Here is a 15,585-nt window from a genome sequence, read left to right on the forward strand (position 1 = left end):
TGGTCGCATAGCTCAGCGGTAGAGCACTACGTTGACATCGTAGGGGTCACAGGTTCAATCCCTGTTGCGACCACCATAATTTTAAGTCTTAATATTCTCTAATCAAAAGATGTCTCACTCCTCAGAAGAAGCAAATACTGCGTCAATCGTCTCCATAGACTCAACAGTCACAGAATCACCTACGGCAGCGACTTCACCAGGGATTCCTACATTGCCCCCCTCTTCACCGCCCTCATCACCTCCTTGGAGTTCAGAATCTGATTCAGCATCATCTTCTTCACCCAAAGATATGCGGCTTACGGCCACGACTTTTTCTTCTTCACCAACCCGGAAGATGGTCACGCCTTGCGTTCGGCGACCAGCGATGCGGATATCGTGCACAGGGCAACGAATCAATTGACCGCCGTCGGTGACCAACATGATTTGATCGGTTGGATCAACGGGGAAGGACCCGACAACGCCGCCATTACGGTCATTCACAATAATGCTATCCACACCCATACCACCGCGACCGGTTGTCCGGTAACCATAGGAAGAACTGCGCTTTCCAAATCCATTTTCTGTAATGGTCAAGATAAACTGCTCACTAGAAGCCAGTTCTTGGATGCGCTCTTGTGACAATTTCAAGGTGTCTGTTGATCCCTCTTCATCGCCATTGTCACCTGCCAAGTCTTCGCCTTCGAGACCACCTTCAAGGGTTTGTCTTGCTTTTGCAGCTTGGCGCAAGTAAGCATCCCGTTCTTCAGTCGAAAGCACCATTTGCCCCATGATCGCCATAGAAATAACCTGATCATCCTTTAAGCGAATACCCCGCACACCATTAGAGTCACGACCCACAAAGATACGAATATCGGTCATATGGAAGCGAATACACTTTCCGTTGCGTGTTGAAAGCAAGACATCATCGCTTTCGGTACAAGTCTGAACGGCAATAAGGTTTTCGCCTTCGTCCAGCTTCATTGCGATTTTACCGTTCGCCTTGATGTTCAAGAAATCGCTGAGACGGTTACGACGCACATTGCCTTTCGAAGTGGCAAACATGACGAACATCTGATCCCAGAGATTCTCCTCCTCCGGCAATACCATGACCGTAGAAATTGTCTCTCCTTCTGACAAAGGCAACAAGTTAATCATCGGTCGGCCACGGGCTTGAGGCGTTGCAAGCGGCAGACGATACGCCTTCAATTGATAAACGCGCCCAATGGAGCTAAAGAACAGAACAGGGCTATGAGTGTTGGCCACGAACACGTCGCTCACGATATCCTCATCGCGCGTCGCCATACCGGAGCGCCCTTTGCCGCCGCGTCGTTGGGCGCGATAGGTAGAGAGGGGAACACGTTTGATATAACCATTTAAGCTGACCGTGACAACCATGTCTTCCCGCTGGATCAGGTCTTCCATATCTACGGAGGATTCCCCATCTTCAATGAGGGTTCGACGAGGAGTCGCGAATTGGTCTTTCATCTCTACGAGTTCATTACGAAGGATGTCCAAAACCATCTGACGAGAGGCCAAAATTTCCAAATACTCGGCAATCTTATCGGCAAGTTCTTGCAAGTCCGCAGCGATCTTATCTCTTTCAAGGCCTGTCAAACGGTGGAGGCGCAAATCCAAAATCGCTTGGGCTTGGGCATCAGACAGACGATAAGTACTCCCGACAACTTCCCGATCCGGCTCAACTAACAGAATAAGGGATTCAACCGCTGAAGCCGGCCATTCCCGGTCCATCAATTGCGCCTTCGCAACCACGCGGTCTGCTGCAGCCCGAATCAAAGCAATTATGGGGTCAATGTTGGCCACTGCAATCGCAAGACCCACGAAGAGATGGGCTTTCTCCCGAGCACGGGCAAGTTCAAAGCGCGTACGGCGCAAAATCACTTCTTCACGGAATTCAAGGAACGCTTCCAAAATTCTCTTCAAGGGCAATTGTTCTGGACGACCATGGTTCAGGGCCAACATGTTGATTCCGAACGATGTTTGCAAGGCCGTATAGCGATAGAGCTGATTCAAGACAACATCTGGCACAGCGTCCCGCTTCAGCTCAATGACCACGCGCATGCCGGTACGGTCAGATTCATCCCGTAAATCAGAGATGCCCTCAATGATCTTTTCTTTCACGACTTCCGCGATGCGCTCAATCATCCGTGCTTTGTTCACTTGGTAGGGAATCTCATCTATAATAATGGCTTCCCGGTCACCACGAAGGGTCTCAAAGTGGGTTTTTCCGCGGATAACGATAGAACCACGTCCGGTGCGATATGCCTCAAAAATGCCACCGCGCCCAATAATGGAAGCGCCTGTTGGAAAATCAGGCCCTGGAACAATTCCGATCAACTCCTCAACGGTCAAGTCAGGATTGTCGATGAGCGCACAACATGCTTCCAGAACTTCTCCGAGATTGTGGGTTGGGATGTTGGTGGCCATACCAACCGCGATACCACTGCCACCATTCACCAAAATATTGGGAAAGCGCGCCGGCAATACGCGAGGTTCGGTCATGGAATCATCATAGTTGGGTTGAAAGTCGACCGTGTCTTTATCTATGTCTTCCAAAAGGGCATGGGACGGGCGACTTAAACGCGCTTCCGTATAACGAGACGCCGCCGCAGGATCGCCGTCCATGGATCCAAAGTTTCCTTGACCATCAATAAGAGTCAATCGCAAAGAAAAGTCTTGAGCCAGACGTACCATCGCATCATAAATGGCCATATCCCCGTGCGGGTGATACTTACCCATGACGTCACCGACCGTGCGAGCTGACTTACGATAGGGGCGGTTATACTCGTTCCCGGCTTCCTTCATCGCATACAAAATCCGTCGATGAACAGGCTTCAAGCCATCTCGAACATCTGGCAATGCACGAGAAACAATAACGCTCATGGCATAATCCAGATAGGAGCGCTTCATCTCCTCTTCAATAGCAACAGGCTTAATATCAGATGGTTGAAGGGACGTTGTCATTTTGCTTCTTTCCTCTTAAAAGCTCGATAGAACCAGGTATTTTATTGTAACATAAAACATGTTTTGACCCCAGATCCATCTTCACGAATTTTGCTTCTGGTCACTGTTTTTTTTAAAAGGGAACTTCATCATTCAAAGGTGCGCCGCTTCCGCTGCCCATGGGACTGCCAAGAGGGGCTGTGCTGAGACCCTCGCCGAATCCGCCACCGCTGCTCCCGCCAAAGCTTGAGGGAGATGAGTCATACTCTCCACCACCGCCTTGATCTTCTACCCCACCACCGGCGCGACCATCCAACATGGTCATTTCACCGCGATAGCGCCCCAGAACGATTTCCGTCGTATAGCGCTCTTGGCCTTGCTGATCGGTCCATTTGCGGGTTTGCAATTGACCTTCGAGATAAACCTTTGAGCCCTTTTTCAAGAATTTTTCAGAAACTTCAGCAAGTTTGTCATTGAAAACAACCACGCGATGCCATTCAGTGCGATCGCGGCGTTCTCCGGTCGCTTTATCTTTCCAAGATTCACCCGTCGCAACGGAAAGGGTCACAATTTTGCCCCCTTCAGGGCTATGGCGAACTTCCGGATCACGTCCCAAATTGCCAACCAAAATTACCTTATTTACAGATCCCGCCATTTTATTATCTCCTTCGCGTAAAATCATATGTAGGGGGCGTCATCTCAACCTGGCTGGGTTGATCCAGCCTTCATCCATGATGATTCAAATAAACACCCTGTCTTCCTTTATACGAAACTCTGAGCCTCAATGCCATCGTTTGTTTTTGAGAAGTTAGGAAATATATCGTATTTATAAATTTTTGTTTATAGCATACAACCTCTCATTGGGGCTTCTGAAGCTCGGACTAAATGTAGACAGAAAGATCATAAGTGAGGGAATTTTAGAAAATAGATGCTCTTCCAACAAATCATCGGATCAGCTTATCGAGAAATTTTATATGGTGTGCGTTTTAATTGGAGTACGGCTGCTACTCTTGCACCCTCCCTGGCGAGAGAAGTGCAAAAGTAACGACCTGTGATAGAACTTAAATAACCTTAATATTAACAGCAGCCATTTTGCCTTTGTTTTCTTGAAGCTCAAATTCAACCTTTTGGTTTTCGGATAGCGTCGTAAGACCAGCTTTTTCAACTTCGCTCATGTGAACGAAAGCATCTGGGGAACCATCATCAATCGTAATGAATCCATAACCTTTTTCCGGGTTAAACCACTTAACCGTACCTGTTTTTGACATAATATTCTCCTTGTGTTGACGTTATTAAAATGAACCACTCATGTTTTTATCATATAGAACATAGGATTAATTGCAAGTTCCAAATCCATTTTCTTACCCCTAAGTGCACTTTTGTGGTGTATAGTAGAAAAAATAACATGTATGAGGATCTGAATCGTCTATGGATTACCTGATTGATATCATCAAAGATTGGGGTTATATCGCTGTCTTTTTAGGGTCTTTGGTCGAAGGCGAGTCTGTCATTTTGGTCGCCTGCTTCATGGCCCACCTTGGGTACCTATCTCTTACAAAAATCATGATCATCGCATTTTGTGGCACTTTATTTGCGGATCAGGCTCTTTATTATGTCGGTCGATACTATGGCCAAGCGCTCATTCAAAGATTCCATAGCCTTCATGCCCCTGCAAATCGTGCCTTTAAGCTCCTTCACAGCTGGGACATTTGGTTTATCTTGAGTTTCCGATTTATCTGGGGCATTCGCACCGTCAGTCCTATTGTCATTGGCACAAGCGGCATCACTCCCGAACGCTACACCCCCTTAAACTTAATCGCTGCCATCGTTTGGACCCTCATCAGCTGTATCGGAGGCTACATGCTTGCTGGCGTTATTGAAGAGATTGGCCTCCAAGTCATTAAACGATACTTTGGATTTTTTACAATCGCTGTCATTATCATTATTGTGGCTATTGTCATTTTAAAACGATGGATGAAACGCCGCTTAGAAACGTTGGGAGACGAGGGTCCTTTTCACGACTAACACAGCCAAGTAAGGAGAATATACATGCCAAATAAAGTTATTGCTTTTGGGGCTGATCATGCAGGGTTCCATTTAAAGAAAGAGCTCATGGAAGCGGCAAAAGCCTTTGATCATTATGCAATCGATTTGGGGACAGATTCCCTAGATTCTGTGGATTATCCAGACTTTGCAGACAAAGTTGTCCATGCCATTAAGACAGAACAAGCCGCCCTTGGCGTCATCATTTGTGGAACAGGCATCGGCATGAGCATAGCCGCAAATCGCCATCCCAACATGCGAGCGGCCGTATGTCACACAGAATTAGAAGCACGCCTCGCCCGGGAACACAACAATGCCAACATTTTGTGCTTGGGAGGCCGTATTTTGGGTGCTGACCAAGCAAAGTCGTGCCTTGCTGCCTTTTTGGGCGCCCATTTTGTTGGGGGACACCACACCCAACGTGTTGCAAAATTAGGATAAAAACCTTTGAACGCCTACATTCGCTTAAGCCGACTCCATCGCCCTCAAGCTATTTTCTTATTCATGTTTCCTTGTTGGTGGGGCGTTGCTCTGGCTTCCGCCTTCGCAACTCCCTATACGTTAAACGTGAAACTCTTGCTTCTCTTTGTAATTGGCTCCATTGTCATACGTGGTGCGGGTTGTACGTTTAATGATCTCATTGATCGCGATATAGATTCCCAAGTTGTCCGAACAAAGGGGCGCCCTATCGCCAGTGGCGAAATTACTCCCACACAAGCTATAATCTTCTTCTCCCTTCAATGTTTGGGTGGGCTGGCCGTCTTATTCTTTTTGCCTTTTCGGTGCTGGCCACTCAGTCTTCTGGGTTTCGCTTTGCTGGCTCTTTACCCCTTCATGAAACGCATCACCCATTGGCCCCAGCTCTTCTTAGGGTTGGCCATCAATTTGGGGATTATCTTTGGCGCAGTCGCTGTCACCCCGTATGAAGTCCTGAATTGGCCAGCGGTCTTTTGCCTTTATGGCATTGGCGTGGCTTGGACCTTAGGTTATGACACCATCTATGCCTTACAAGATAAAGAAGACGACCTAAAAATTGGCGTCAAATCTACGGCCATTCACTTTGGAAAACATGTGAAAGCCGCCCTATTCTTAAGCTATGGCACTCTATTTGCCTTACTTGCCTTCATTGGATATTGGACAAAGGGAGATTTTGTCTATTATGGGCTCGTATGCCTGGGAGCGGCCGCAACCGCCCTCATGCTCATTCGCCTCAATACGAATAATCCCGCGGCTTGTTTGAAAGCCTTCAATGCCAATCCCTATTTAGGATTTTATATTTGGGGGACTCTATTGACCCTTTAGATGCCTCATTTAGAGTTCTGCAGAATCATATTTTCTTGACAATTTATATTGTTTATTTAAAGATGCCCAAGAGTCTATTGTTTAGATGAATAATAAAATGAATATGTTCTCCACATTTATGTGCATTCAAATCCGTTTACGAACTTTTGTATCATTATTTATTATTTTAGGTTTTTCTTGCAATCTAGAGGCAACTGAGGTGAAAGAGCCTCATAAAGTTGTCATCCTGCCGGGCGCTTCTAAATCGTATGATGAATTCTATCAGAAGCGACACACGCTAGAGTCTTCCCATGTTTCTTCAGAGCTCGATAGGTTTGCAAGGTGTGGAGAGGCTTCTGCGGTTAAAACATTATGTAATGTGTTTAAGAACGACCTTCCAAAACAAGAAGGGATATTACGTTTATATGTAAAGCATCAAAACCCATATACCTGTGGGCTTCTTGCTGCTTGTCTTCTTGAACAAGAGAAAAGGGAATGCTTAGATTGGTTTTCTTTTGCTCTGAAAGAGAAGCCGGGAGAGAATCCGTTTGTCCTAGATCCAAGCCTTCGTTTAAACTCAGCGCAAGCTCTCATTCTTTTTTGCAAAGAATTTGAACCAAAATACCGCTCTCAAGTCCTTTTAAAGGCGTGGGGCCTCCTTATGGCTTGGGAACAGAATGATATGAAGCCTTCCGAGGACTCACGCCCTTTTGGAACGTATTCATATCTTATTGAGGTTGCAGTATCCCTGAAATGTAAAGACTTAATCTGTGGACTTTTTACGCATCCTTCCACAAAAAAAGACAGGCAACTCTGGAACTTAATTTGGCAAAACATTGAAAAGACGGATATGGCTGACATTGTTGTGGCTCGAACTGGATTCGTTCCCGTCGTCGTTGATAAATCGAAGAAGGGGGAACGAGGGGCAGAAGAAAGTCTTCAAAGCCAAGTTAGTGCTTATGCCAGTCGTCTTCAAAATCATAAAGAATCCCTGAAAAGTGTCATCAGTGGTAAACTTGTTTACTTGTTGCGAGATCCTAATATTTTAAAAATTCCTCAAAGTTTTCAAGGATTTAACCAAGCAGAACCAACGTTTGAGCATTTAAGATTATGGGCCATCCATATCGTGAGAGACCATCGAATAAAAGTAACAGATGTACCTGAGCGACAATTTGTCCTTCAAGACTATGCAGAACATATTGACGATGAAACGTTAGCAAATCATGTTTTCAATGGCCTAAAAGATATCTTTCTCCTGAGTGACGGACCAGAGGTTGGTGGGAAAGAAGATCATACTCCCAAAGAAATGAGAAACGTTAAAGTAGTCGAAGCCCAGCTAAAAAAAGGGCGACCTTGTATGAGATTAGTTACGACCGTTGGTGTGATCGTATTTTTTCTAAGAATTTGGACTTTGTTCTGGTAAAATCCTGCTCATACCTCCAATTTAAATTCAATGGGAACCTCAAGCGTGCGATTGCCTGGTTTGAATCGCCACTTCTGAATCGCTTCTAAGGCCGCGTCTTCCAAAAGGGGATTATTCCGCGGCGCAAGCGGTATTGCCTTATCAACCGTGCCCTTTTCTGATAAAGACAACCGAATTAAAACAATGCCTTCAATCCGCTTTCGCCGGGCCTCAAGAGGATAGACTGGCGGTGGATTGAAGGTTGGAAAAGGATCATGAGCCCCTCCAGGCGATTGGCCCCCTTCTGAAGGTGACATACTCGCTATTTTTCCAACATCAGACTTAGGCTGTTCTTTACCTCTCCCCTTGTGAGAGAAGTCGGCACGCAAGCAAAGCGGCGTGACGGGTGAGGGGTTTAATACAACAGGTAGTTTCTTTTCTTGATTCTTAATTTTTAATGAGACATACCCTTCACTCGCCTCTTCACTTCGTTCAGAGTCGACCTCTCCCACAAGAGGAGAGGAAAAACCCTTTTCTTGCTCAGAAGCAAACATCACCTCTACATGAAAATCTTGAGGGGATGTTCCTTTTTGACCCGGCAACCCAAAGGCGATAGCAGCAATCACAAAACCATGCATCAAAAGAGCCGTGACACCGGCAGGCCAAAGACGTTCTTTCATTGAAATGATCCTCGATTCTAACATTTTAACCGTAAACCCACATAGACACCTAGGCCAGGTTGTTGAAAGCCATAGGGATTTTCATAACGACGATTTGTGAGGTTTTCACCCCGCCCATAAGCTTGCCACTGCTCATTGAGTTGATAGGATGTTTCCACACCAAAAATTGTGTAACTTGGCATTTTGATTCTTGTCGAAGTAAAAGTCAAAGCATCGAATTTAAGATCATATTGTCCCCCCACATAAAGAACATTGGCGCTTACCTGCCATTCGGGCGTTATTTGTCCTATGACTTTCAATGTTGTCTTATTATGGGGGCGCCGTACCATTGCCAGGTGCGTTAAATCCCAAACTTCCATGTAGGTATGGGTGAGTTCCATCCCCCAATCGTTCGTGATCTGGAGTTTGGTAATTCCTTCAAACCCATGCGATCGTACCTTGGCACAATTAACTTGCGTATTTCCGGCCCACGCTATCATATCCCGCGTCCGATTCTGAAACAGGGTAACCCCTAAAGCCAGTTTCTGGTTGAAGAAGGAACGTTCAGCCCCAACATCCCAACCGAGACTCTTTTCCGGTTTTAAACTCGGATTTCCATCATGTCTTGGCCCCTTATCATATCTTTGAGAAAGCGTTGGCGCCTTGAATCCTGTTGCAATTCCCCCTTTAAAAATAATGTCATAAAGACCATATTCCCCGCCAACACGCCAGGTTGGAGCAACAGGAATCCCTTGATATTTATCCCCTCGAACTGCCGTTGATAGCGATAGTGACTCCAACAATCTCACCGAAAGCACACCCCCAAGACCCCCATGGTCTAACTTGGCCTGTTTAATAGCATGTCCTATGTAATGGGAATAAAACCGATCCTGCGCGAACTGTGTTATAATTTGTGCTGTCACGGTTTCATTGATTTTCAGGGTCTGGTGCCAGTCAACTTGAGATTGTTTTCCCTTATTATCCGACCGTTTAATACCTAAATCATTCTGATCTTCCCGATTGTTTTGATAATTGGCAAGGCTTACATCATGAACCCATTTTCCTTCTAACGCCTCAAAATGACCAAGGAGTCGATTGAAACTTTCATTTGACATAACCCGATAGGGATCCGTATTCGGTTTATTATAGTCCCTATTATCCCGATACCCTAGACGACGAGAAATATATCTTCCGAAATAGGAGATATTGGCCTCTTCTTTCCCCACCCCGAACCTGGCAGAAATGTTTTCCTGATGCATGGGATCATCTGCTTTCCCGATAAGGAGCGATCGCAACCGATCAGGAGTCAAAGGAGATCCAGCCGACTGAAGGCGAGAACCTGTTACTTGATAATCGAATAAATCTTTCTGTCCTTGTAATCCCACAACCTGTTGATAAGTGTGAAAGGATCCAGCTTCTGCTCTGGCGAAAGTTTTGTGAGGTCCTTTCCCTTTCTTGGTATCAATGACGACAGCACCTCCAATGGCATCTGAACCATACAAACTACTGAACGGACCACGAATCACTTGAATTTCAGCAATATCATCAACCAACAAGGATGCTAAATTAACAGCACCACCAGGAGCGCCCACATCATTTATATGCATCCCGTCAAGAATGATGGCCGTCTGTCCAGTTCCTGACCCCCGCAAGGATACGGAAGCGGGCTGCCCAATTCCTCCAAGTTGCGTCACGAATACCCCCGGCACGCGACGTAAAGCATCCACAAGGGTCACCGCTTGTTGCTGCTCCAAATCCTTTGCTGTAATGCGCGTAACATCTGCAGAATCGAGAGGCGTGGGCGCAGGTATTCCGGCGCCTCGGACAACGACTTTGGGCAAACGCGTAGGCAGCTCAGAAGCTGATGACGTTGAAATTACTGAGAAAATAATCGGTATAGTAGATAAATAGGCACAGATATGCATGATGGTTCGAGACCTCCCGCTAGTGGTTAATGTGCATCACCACATGCGGTTATCCCGTTCCACAGATGCGCCCCGCCCCATAGAAAAGTGATGCGAATCCGCTGGCAGGTCTCCTGGCTCATGGGTCACTGTCTCATGATCGCCTTCCCAGGTCACTTGTTTCCAAGGTTCCCAGTGGCTTTATCCTCTATAAAAGGATCATCATCAAACTCACCATTCACAGTTGCGGGGGCAGCCACGGCTTAATCTTTTCAGAAATCCCGTGTTCCCTATTCATTTGGCAAAAAATGCCAAAACCAACAGTCACGTTAACTTGGCTTAAGAGGCCTTGAGGTGTCAAGATGGATTTTTACCACCTGCGTCTCTTTGTCAAAACTAAAGACGCGAGATAAATATTTTGATTTTGAGGCAAGGGTTCAAAAAATGTATTTTGATGCAGGCCAATTACCGCTAATGTGGACTCAAGAAAACAACATCCTCACCGATCCTATAGGAGACTAAACCCTCGTGAATACTGCGCAATTCTTAGCTGCTGATCCGAAAGTAAGTGCGTGGGTCGCCGCATCTGCAGGTACGGGGAAGACGAAAGTTCTGACCGATCGCATCTTAAATTTGCTCCTTCATGGATATGCGCCAGAACGCATCTTATGTTTGACTTTCACTAAAGCAGCAGCCGCTGAAATGGCCAATCGGTTAACCCAGCGACTGGCCCGGTGGGCAACCTTGTCTCGTCTTGATTTAACCCGTGAACTCGAAAGTTTACTGAGAACCATTCCAACACCCGCTCTTCTCTCACGAGCCCGCCAATTATTTACCTTAGTTTTAGATGCGCCAGGGGGAATGAAAATCCAAACCCTTCACGGATTTTGCCAATCCGTTTTGGGTCGTTTTCCGTTAGAAGCTGGGATCACTCCCCATTTTAGAATTTTGGATGATTTTCAAGCTGAAGAATTATTGATGGAAGCTCAGCATGTCGTCTTCACAAAACCTAACCCCTTGAGCCAAGCTGCTTTGACGATCTTAACGCCTTACATGGCTGATAACCGATTCAGTTCCATTATGAATGATTTTTACCAGAATCGAACACGGGTGAATGTCCTCTTAAGCACATTTGAAACCATTTGGGAGTACGTTGGGGAACTTCTTGATTTACTTGAAGTGGATGCTTTTGTTGGAACCCCCCAAGAGGTGTTGGATCCGGATTTGGTTTCCCGTTTGAAAGCCCAATTTGCCCCAGAAGAAGCTGATTTTGAAGCCTACAAATACACCTTCCTGACAAAAAATCTTGAAATTCGCAAGAAACTCACCCCAGATCTTATACCTCAAGCAGAGCGTCTGTTTCGGTTTGTTCGATCCTTGAGCGCCCTTGAAGTTGCCATGCGCACAACAGCTTCATTGATTTTATTTCAAGATATAATGATGCAATATCAGGATCGAAAGACCCGCCGGGGTGGGTTGGATTATGACGACCTTATTCAACAAACCCTAAAACTTCTTCAACAACCTGGTGTTGCCGCTTGGGTTCTCTATAAGTTAGATGGCGGGATTGATCACTTACTCGTCGACGAAGCCCAAGACACAAATGCAGCCCAGTGGGAAATTATTCAACGTTTAACGGCAGAGTTCTTTACGAAAGATAAACCCGATCGCACTATCTTTGCAGTGGGAGACGCCAAGCAGTCAATCTACAGCTTTCAAGGCGCAAACCCTCAAGACTTTATCAACTTACAAGCGCATTTTTCTGCCCTTTCCAATAGTGTTGGACAAGATTGGCGGAAGGTGGAATTGGATCTTTCGTATCGGTCAACATCGGCCATTTTAAGCATTGTCGATGAAGTTTTTGCAAAAGAAGAAAATCGACGCGGCGTTTCTTTTGAAAACAAAAATATTATTCATCAGGTTTTTCGTGATAACCATCCAGGACATGTCGAGCTCTGGCCATTAGTTGAACCCGAGGCGGAAAAAGCGGATGTCCTTGAAGGGGAATGGAGTCTCCCTCTTGAGCGAGTGGAGCGTCGCACACCGCAGTTCCGTTTGGCGGAATTTGTGGCAGATCAAATCGCGACTTGGCTGAGCTCTCAGGTCCTTTTGCCCTCCACAAATCTGCCGATCCAACCGCGAGACATCCTCATTCTGGCCCGCAAGCGCAGTCTTCTTGGTCACGAGATTATTCGAGCCCTCAAAAAGCGCGATATACCCGTAGCCGGAGCCGACCGCCTTGTTTTGACAGATCATATTGCCGTAATGGATCTCTTAGCACTCGGGCAATTTGTTCTCCTCCCCGAAGATGATCTTAACCTCGCCTGTGTGTTGCGCAGCCCTTTGATTGGAATGAGTGAGGATGATTTGTTTACCCTTGCCCATGGACGGGAGGGGACCTTGTGGGCCTCCTTATCACAGAAATCAGAGAGTTCTCGCTCTTTTGAGGCTGCTCATCAATGGTTGAAATGCTGTTTGAGGGAAGCTGATCTTTCTCCAGTTTATGAATTCTATAGCTGGGTATTAACCCAGAAAGAAGGCCGTCGCCACTTCTTGAGTCGCTTAGGCCAAGAAGCTGAAGATGCCCTGGATGAATTTTTGACCCAATGCTTGAATTACGATCAAGATCATCCGAGTTCAATGCAAGGGTTTGTCCAATTCATGACGCTTCAAAGCCAGGAAATAAAAAGAGATGCTTCAGATACGGTTCATAACCAAGTTCGATTGATGACGGTTCATGGATCTAAAGGACTTCAAGCACCGATCGTGATTTTGCCCGATGCGGCTGAGTCCGGCAAGGGAAAGTGGGACCCGCTTCTCTGGACGGATAGGCTTGTGATGCTGCGCCCAACACAGGCTCATGATACAGAAACGACCCACTATTTTAAAACAAAAGGGTTTGAAGCAACTGCCGAAGAAAAGCGTCGACTCCTTTATGTTGCGTTAACCCGGGCACAAGATCATCTTTATGTTGGTGGATGGACGACGGGTAAAGAACTAAGCAATGATTGTTGGTATCGTATTATCCAAGATGCACTTGATATCAAATCTGGCAGCTATCGCTTTCCAAGGATGGGGCACGAAATTAACCCAAGAGAGGTCGAAAAGGAATCCTCCCTACCTATCGAAGAGGTCACTCTACCATTGTGGGCGCAAATTCCGCCACTAGAGCCCCTTAAAATTAAGGTGGAAGCCATTGAAGAAAAAATACCCCCAACAGCTGCCATGGACCGGGGTATTATGATCCATCGCTTTTTTGAGTATCTACCTGAACTGCCAGAAGATCAGCGCTATAGGGCAGCTTGTCTCATGATTGAGAAGGAAGGTTTGTTCCCGGCAGATTGGGAAAGGGATATTCACAACACATTAGAGATGTTAACTGACCCAGAATTCAAACACCTGTTTGGTTCCAATTCACTGGCTGAAGTACCCGTAAGTGGTATGATCGATGGAGTCCCTTTTCAAGGGCGTATTGATCGTCTGTACGTAACCACTGATACCCTGACCATTGTTGACTTCAAGACAAACCGCAATCCTGCTAAGAATCTTGAGGATGTCTCACAAGCCTATATAAAGCAACTTGAAGGATATGAAACGGCCTTGAGAACCATTTATCCAAACCATAAAATCTCTAAAGTTCTTCTGTGGACGGCGGGCCCTAGAATACAATTCATATAACTCCTTATAGAATCCATTTAAGCCCTTGCTTTGTCAGGAAGGCCATTTAGCCGCTCTTCCTTTCTTCTTTCAAACATTGATTTTCTCTTTTGAGCGACTTTTTTAACTTTGTAAGTGTTTTCAGCTACCAGCGGTTTCGATTCCGCAACTGGGCTGTATGGAGTTAAGTGCAAGTCAGAATCTGTATCATGAGCACAGTTTGTTGCCTTTGGATGTTCAACTTCTGTTTCAGCATCACTCATGCTATTAAGTTGTCTTTGAAACTGACCTGTTCCAACGCTCAAGATAATGGTATTTATATCAGCTGTAGCATCGGCTGTCGTACGGGTTGCTTCCGACAGAAAAACATCATTGGCTGCATCCAAAATGTCAATAATGCTGCGCTTTCCTATATCAAATTCAATGATATATATATCCCGAATACGGCGCTTTTCATGAACTAACTTCGTGAGATGCGCAGATTTTTTACGGGCGTTTCTGGCTTCTCCCCATGACCCATGAATGGTACGTTCTATTTGACGGCGTGCAAGAACAACCCGAGCATTGGCTTCACTTTTGCGTTTGGCGGTTTCTCGCGTTTTGGCCATATCTGTCCCCCCGCTAAATAAATTTTGACGGGCAACAATCATTGTTGTCATACGGTTTTGAAAGCCGGTCGTGCCGCTCATGTTTCGATCTCTCTCCGCCTCAAATTCAAATGTCACAGTCGGGACCATCTTTGCAGCGGCTTCGCGATAGTTTGCATCAGCTACTTCAGCCGAACTTTTGGCAACCTTTATGGCATTGTTATAGTCCATCGCCATGCGAACCGCCATTTCTAAAGATAATGCAGAGAGATGGGCTGGCAAGTGGATACGTTTAATCTTATTGGGGGGCTCTTTTCCAACAACCTCGATAAATTTTGCTCGTGCAACTTCTAGGTCTGATTCAATGTTAGATTTAGCGATATACGTATCTTGTAAGCGGGCTTCAAGTTGATTGAGATCTGAAATAGAAGCAACGCCAGCTTGGACGATTTGTGCTACCTTATCTCTCATGACTTTATGAAAATGGATGTTTTTGTTAACAATTTCAAGGAGCCGCTGCAACCGACGCATATCAACGGTAGCTGTTGCCGCATCAATGATCGCTGTATCAGTCGTTACTCCCAACGTCCCTAGTGCTTGATGACGCTGTGAATGAGCCCTGTCGATGCGCGAGGAATTTCCCATGCCATCAAATAAAATTTGTCGAAGCGACAGAGTTGGATCGCTGCGGGTTGATGAGATAGACCCCTTACTCTCAAGAGGGTTTAACTGGTTTGTATTAAATGAACGCACGATATTATCGCGCCCAATGCTCGCCCGTAAATCAACAGAGGGCAAGTAGCCACCCACAGCTTGATCTATAACGTCATCAGAGGCACTCAAGGCTTCTCTATCAGCTGCAATCCCCGGGTGCTTTTTTATGGTCTCTTGGACGATGTCACTCAGGTTCCCAGCTGTCATTTTTCCTGGTTTTTTATAGTCTGTAGACTCTTCTTTCGGTTCTATGATGTCATAACAGTTCGGTTGAATACCTGGCAAAATTGGAACAGCTTCACCTATAGCTACTTTGGATGAATTAGCCCATAGAGTTAAAGAAAAGGCAAAACAGATGCCAAGTTTTGTTAAACTTTTTCTAATCATACCCTTACCCC

General features: G+C 45.9%; 11 protein-coding genes, 1 tRNA gene and 1 riboswitch. Of the genes, 6 read left to right on the forward strand and 6 right to left on the reverse strand.

Going from position 1 to position 15,585, the window contains the following annotated elements; all coding sequences use genetic code 11:
• Position 1 precedes the first annotated feature (1 nt).
• A tRNA-Val gene (locus K2Y18_05240) sits at positions 2-76 on the forward strand.
• Between the two features lie 38 nt (positions 77-114).
• Here the strand turns inward: K2Y18_05240 and gyrA are convergent.
• The 3 genes from gyrA to K2Y18_05255 all read right to left on the reverse strand — a co-directional run bounded on the left by gyrA (position 115) and on the right by K2Y18_05255 (position 4,208).
• The gene (gene gyrA, locus K2Y18_05245) at positions 115-2,961 is read right to left on the reverse strand and encodes a DNA gyrase subunit A (protein ID MBX9805143.1); all 2,847 of its coding nucleotides are present in this window, start codon (positions 2,959-2,961) and stop codon (positions 115-117) included.
• Positions 2,962-3,073: 112 nt separating this feature from the next.
• Positions 3,074-3,595: a single-stranded DNA-binding protein gene (ssb, locus tag K2Y18_05250; GenBank protein ID MBX9805144.1), complete on the reverse strand. Its 522-nt coding sequence runs from the start codon at positions 3,593-3,595 to the stop codon at positions 3,074-3,076.
• Positions 3,596-4,001: 406 nt separating this feature from the next.
• Positions 4,002-4,208: a cold-shock protein gene (locus K2Y18_05255; GenBank protein ID MBX9805145.1), complete on the reverse strand. Its 207-nt coding sequence runs from the start codon at positions 4,206-4,208 to the stop codon at positions 4,002-4,004.
• Positions 4,209-4,368: 160 nt separating this feature from the next.
• Here K2Y18_05255 and K2Y18_05260 point away from each other — a divergent pair, with 160 nt between their 5' ends.
• From K2Y18_05260 to K2Y18_05275, 4 genes are all read left to right on the forward strand, one after another.
• On the forward strand, positions 4,369-4,965 hold the full coding sequence (locus K2Y18_05260; GenBank protein ID MBX9805146.1) for a DedA family protein: 597 nt from the start codon (positions 4,369-4,371) through the stop codon (positions 4,963-4,965).
• Between the two features lie 24 nt (positions 4,966-4,989).
• Positions 4,990-5,424 (forward strand): ribose 5-phosphate isomerase B, encoded by a 435-nt coding sequence (gene rpiB / locus K2Y18_05265; GenBank protein ID MBX9805147.1) that lies wholly within the window; start codon positions 4,990-4,992, stop codon positions 5,422-5,424.
• Positions 5,425-5,430: 6 nt separating this feature from the next.
• Positions 5,431-6,285, forward strand: a complete 855-nt coding sequence (gene ubiA / locus K2Y18_05270; protein ID MBX9805148.1) for a 4-hydroxybenzoate octaprenyltransferase — start codon at positions 5,431-5,433, stop codon at positions 6,283-6,285.
• Between the two features lie 199 nt (positions 6,286-6,484).
• Positions 6,485-7,687 (forward strand): hypothetical protein, encoded by a 1,203-nt coding sequence (locus tag K2Y18_05275; protein MBX9805149.1) that lies wholly within the window; start codon positions 6,485-6,487, stop codon positions 7,685-7,687.
• Between the two features lie 8 nt (positions 7,688-7,695).
• On the opposite strand, the gene K2Y18_05280 is transcribed toward K2Y18_05275, so the two are convergent.
• The gene (locus K2Y18_05280) at positions 7,696-8,346 is read right to left on the reverse strand and encodes an energy transducer TonB (GenBank protein ID MBX9805150.1); all 651 of its coding nucleotides are present in this window, start codon (positions 8,344-8,346) and stop codon (positions 7,696-7,698) included.
• A 17-nt stretch (positions 8,347-8,363) separates the two neighbouring features.
• On the reverse strand, positions 8,364-10,250 hold the full coding sequence (locus K2Y18_05285; GenBank protein ID MBX9805151.1) for a TonB-dependent receptor: 1,887 nt from the start codon (positions 10,248-10,250) through the stop codon (positions 8,364-8,366).
• 85 nt (positions 10,251-10,335) lie between these two features.
• A riboswitch (cobalamin riboswitch) is annotated at positions 10,336-10,566 on the reverse strand.
• A gap of 191 nt (positions 10,567-10,757) precedes the next feature.
• Here K2Y18_05285 and K2Y18_05290 point away from each other — a divergent pair.
• A complete protein-coding gene (locus K2Y18_05290; protein ID MBX9805152.1) occupies positions 10,758-13,907 on the forward strand; it encodes a UvrD-helicase domain-containing protein in 3,150 nt (1,049 codons plus the stop codon).
• 17 nt (positions 13,908-13,924) lie between these two features.
• Here K2Y18_05290 and K2Y18_05295 read toward each other — a convergent pair whose 3' ends face one another.
• Positions 13,925-15,574 (reverse strand): TolC family protein, encoded by a 1,650-nt coding sequence (locus K2Y18_05295; GenBank protein MBX9805153.1) that lies wholly within the window; start codon positions 15,572-15,574, stop codon positions 13,925-13,927.
• Between the last annotated feature and the right edge of the window lie 11 nt (positions 15,575-15,585).

Source organism: Alphaproteobacteria bacterium (genome assembly GCA_019746225.1).
GTDB lineage: Bacteria > Pseudomonadota > Alphaproteobacteria > Paracaedibacterales > VGCI01 > VGCI01.

Excerpts from the sequence above, each read along its gene's own strand:
- gyrA (MBX9805143.1), bottom strand. The coding sequence starts at position 2,961 with ATGACAACGTCCCTTCAACCATCTGATATTAAGCCTGTTGCTATTGAA.
- ssb (MBX9805144.1), bottom strand. The coding sequence starts at position 3,595 with ATGGCGGGATCTGTAAATAAGGTAATTTTGGTTGGCAATTTGGGACGT.
- K2Y18_05295 (MBX9805153.1), bottom strand. The coding sequence starts at position 15,574 with ATGATTAGAAAAAGTTTAACAAAACTTGGCATCTGTTTTGCCTTTTCT.
- K2Y18_05260 (MBX9805146.1), top strand. The coding sequence starts at position 4,369 with ATGGATTACCTGATTGATATCATCAAAGATTGGGGTTATATCGCTGTC.
- rpiB (MBX9805147.1), top strand. The coding sequence starts at position 4,990 with ATGCCAAATAAAGTTATTGCTTTTGGGGCTGATCATGCAGGGTTCCAT.
- K2Y18_05255 (MBX9805145.1), bottom strand. The coding sequence starts at position 4,208 with ATGTCAAAAACAGGTACGGTTAAGTGGTTTAACCCGGAAAAAGGTTAT.
- K2Y18_05280 (MBX9805150.1), bottom strand. The coding sequence starts at position 8,346 with ATGAAAGAACGTCTTTGGCCTGCCGGTGTCACGGCTCTTTTGATGCAT.
- K2Y18_05285 (MBX9805151.1), bottom strand. The coding sequence starts at position 10,250 with ATGCATATCTGTGCCTATTTATCTACTATACCGATTATTTTCTCAGTA.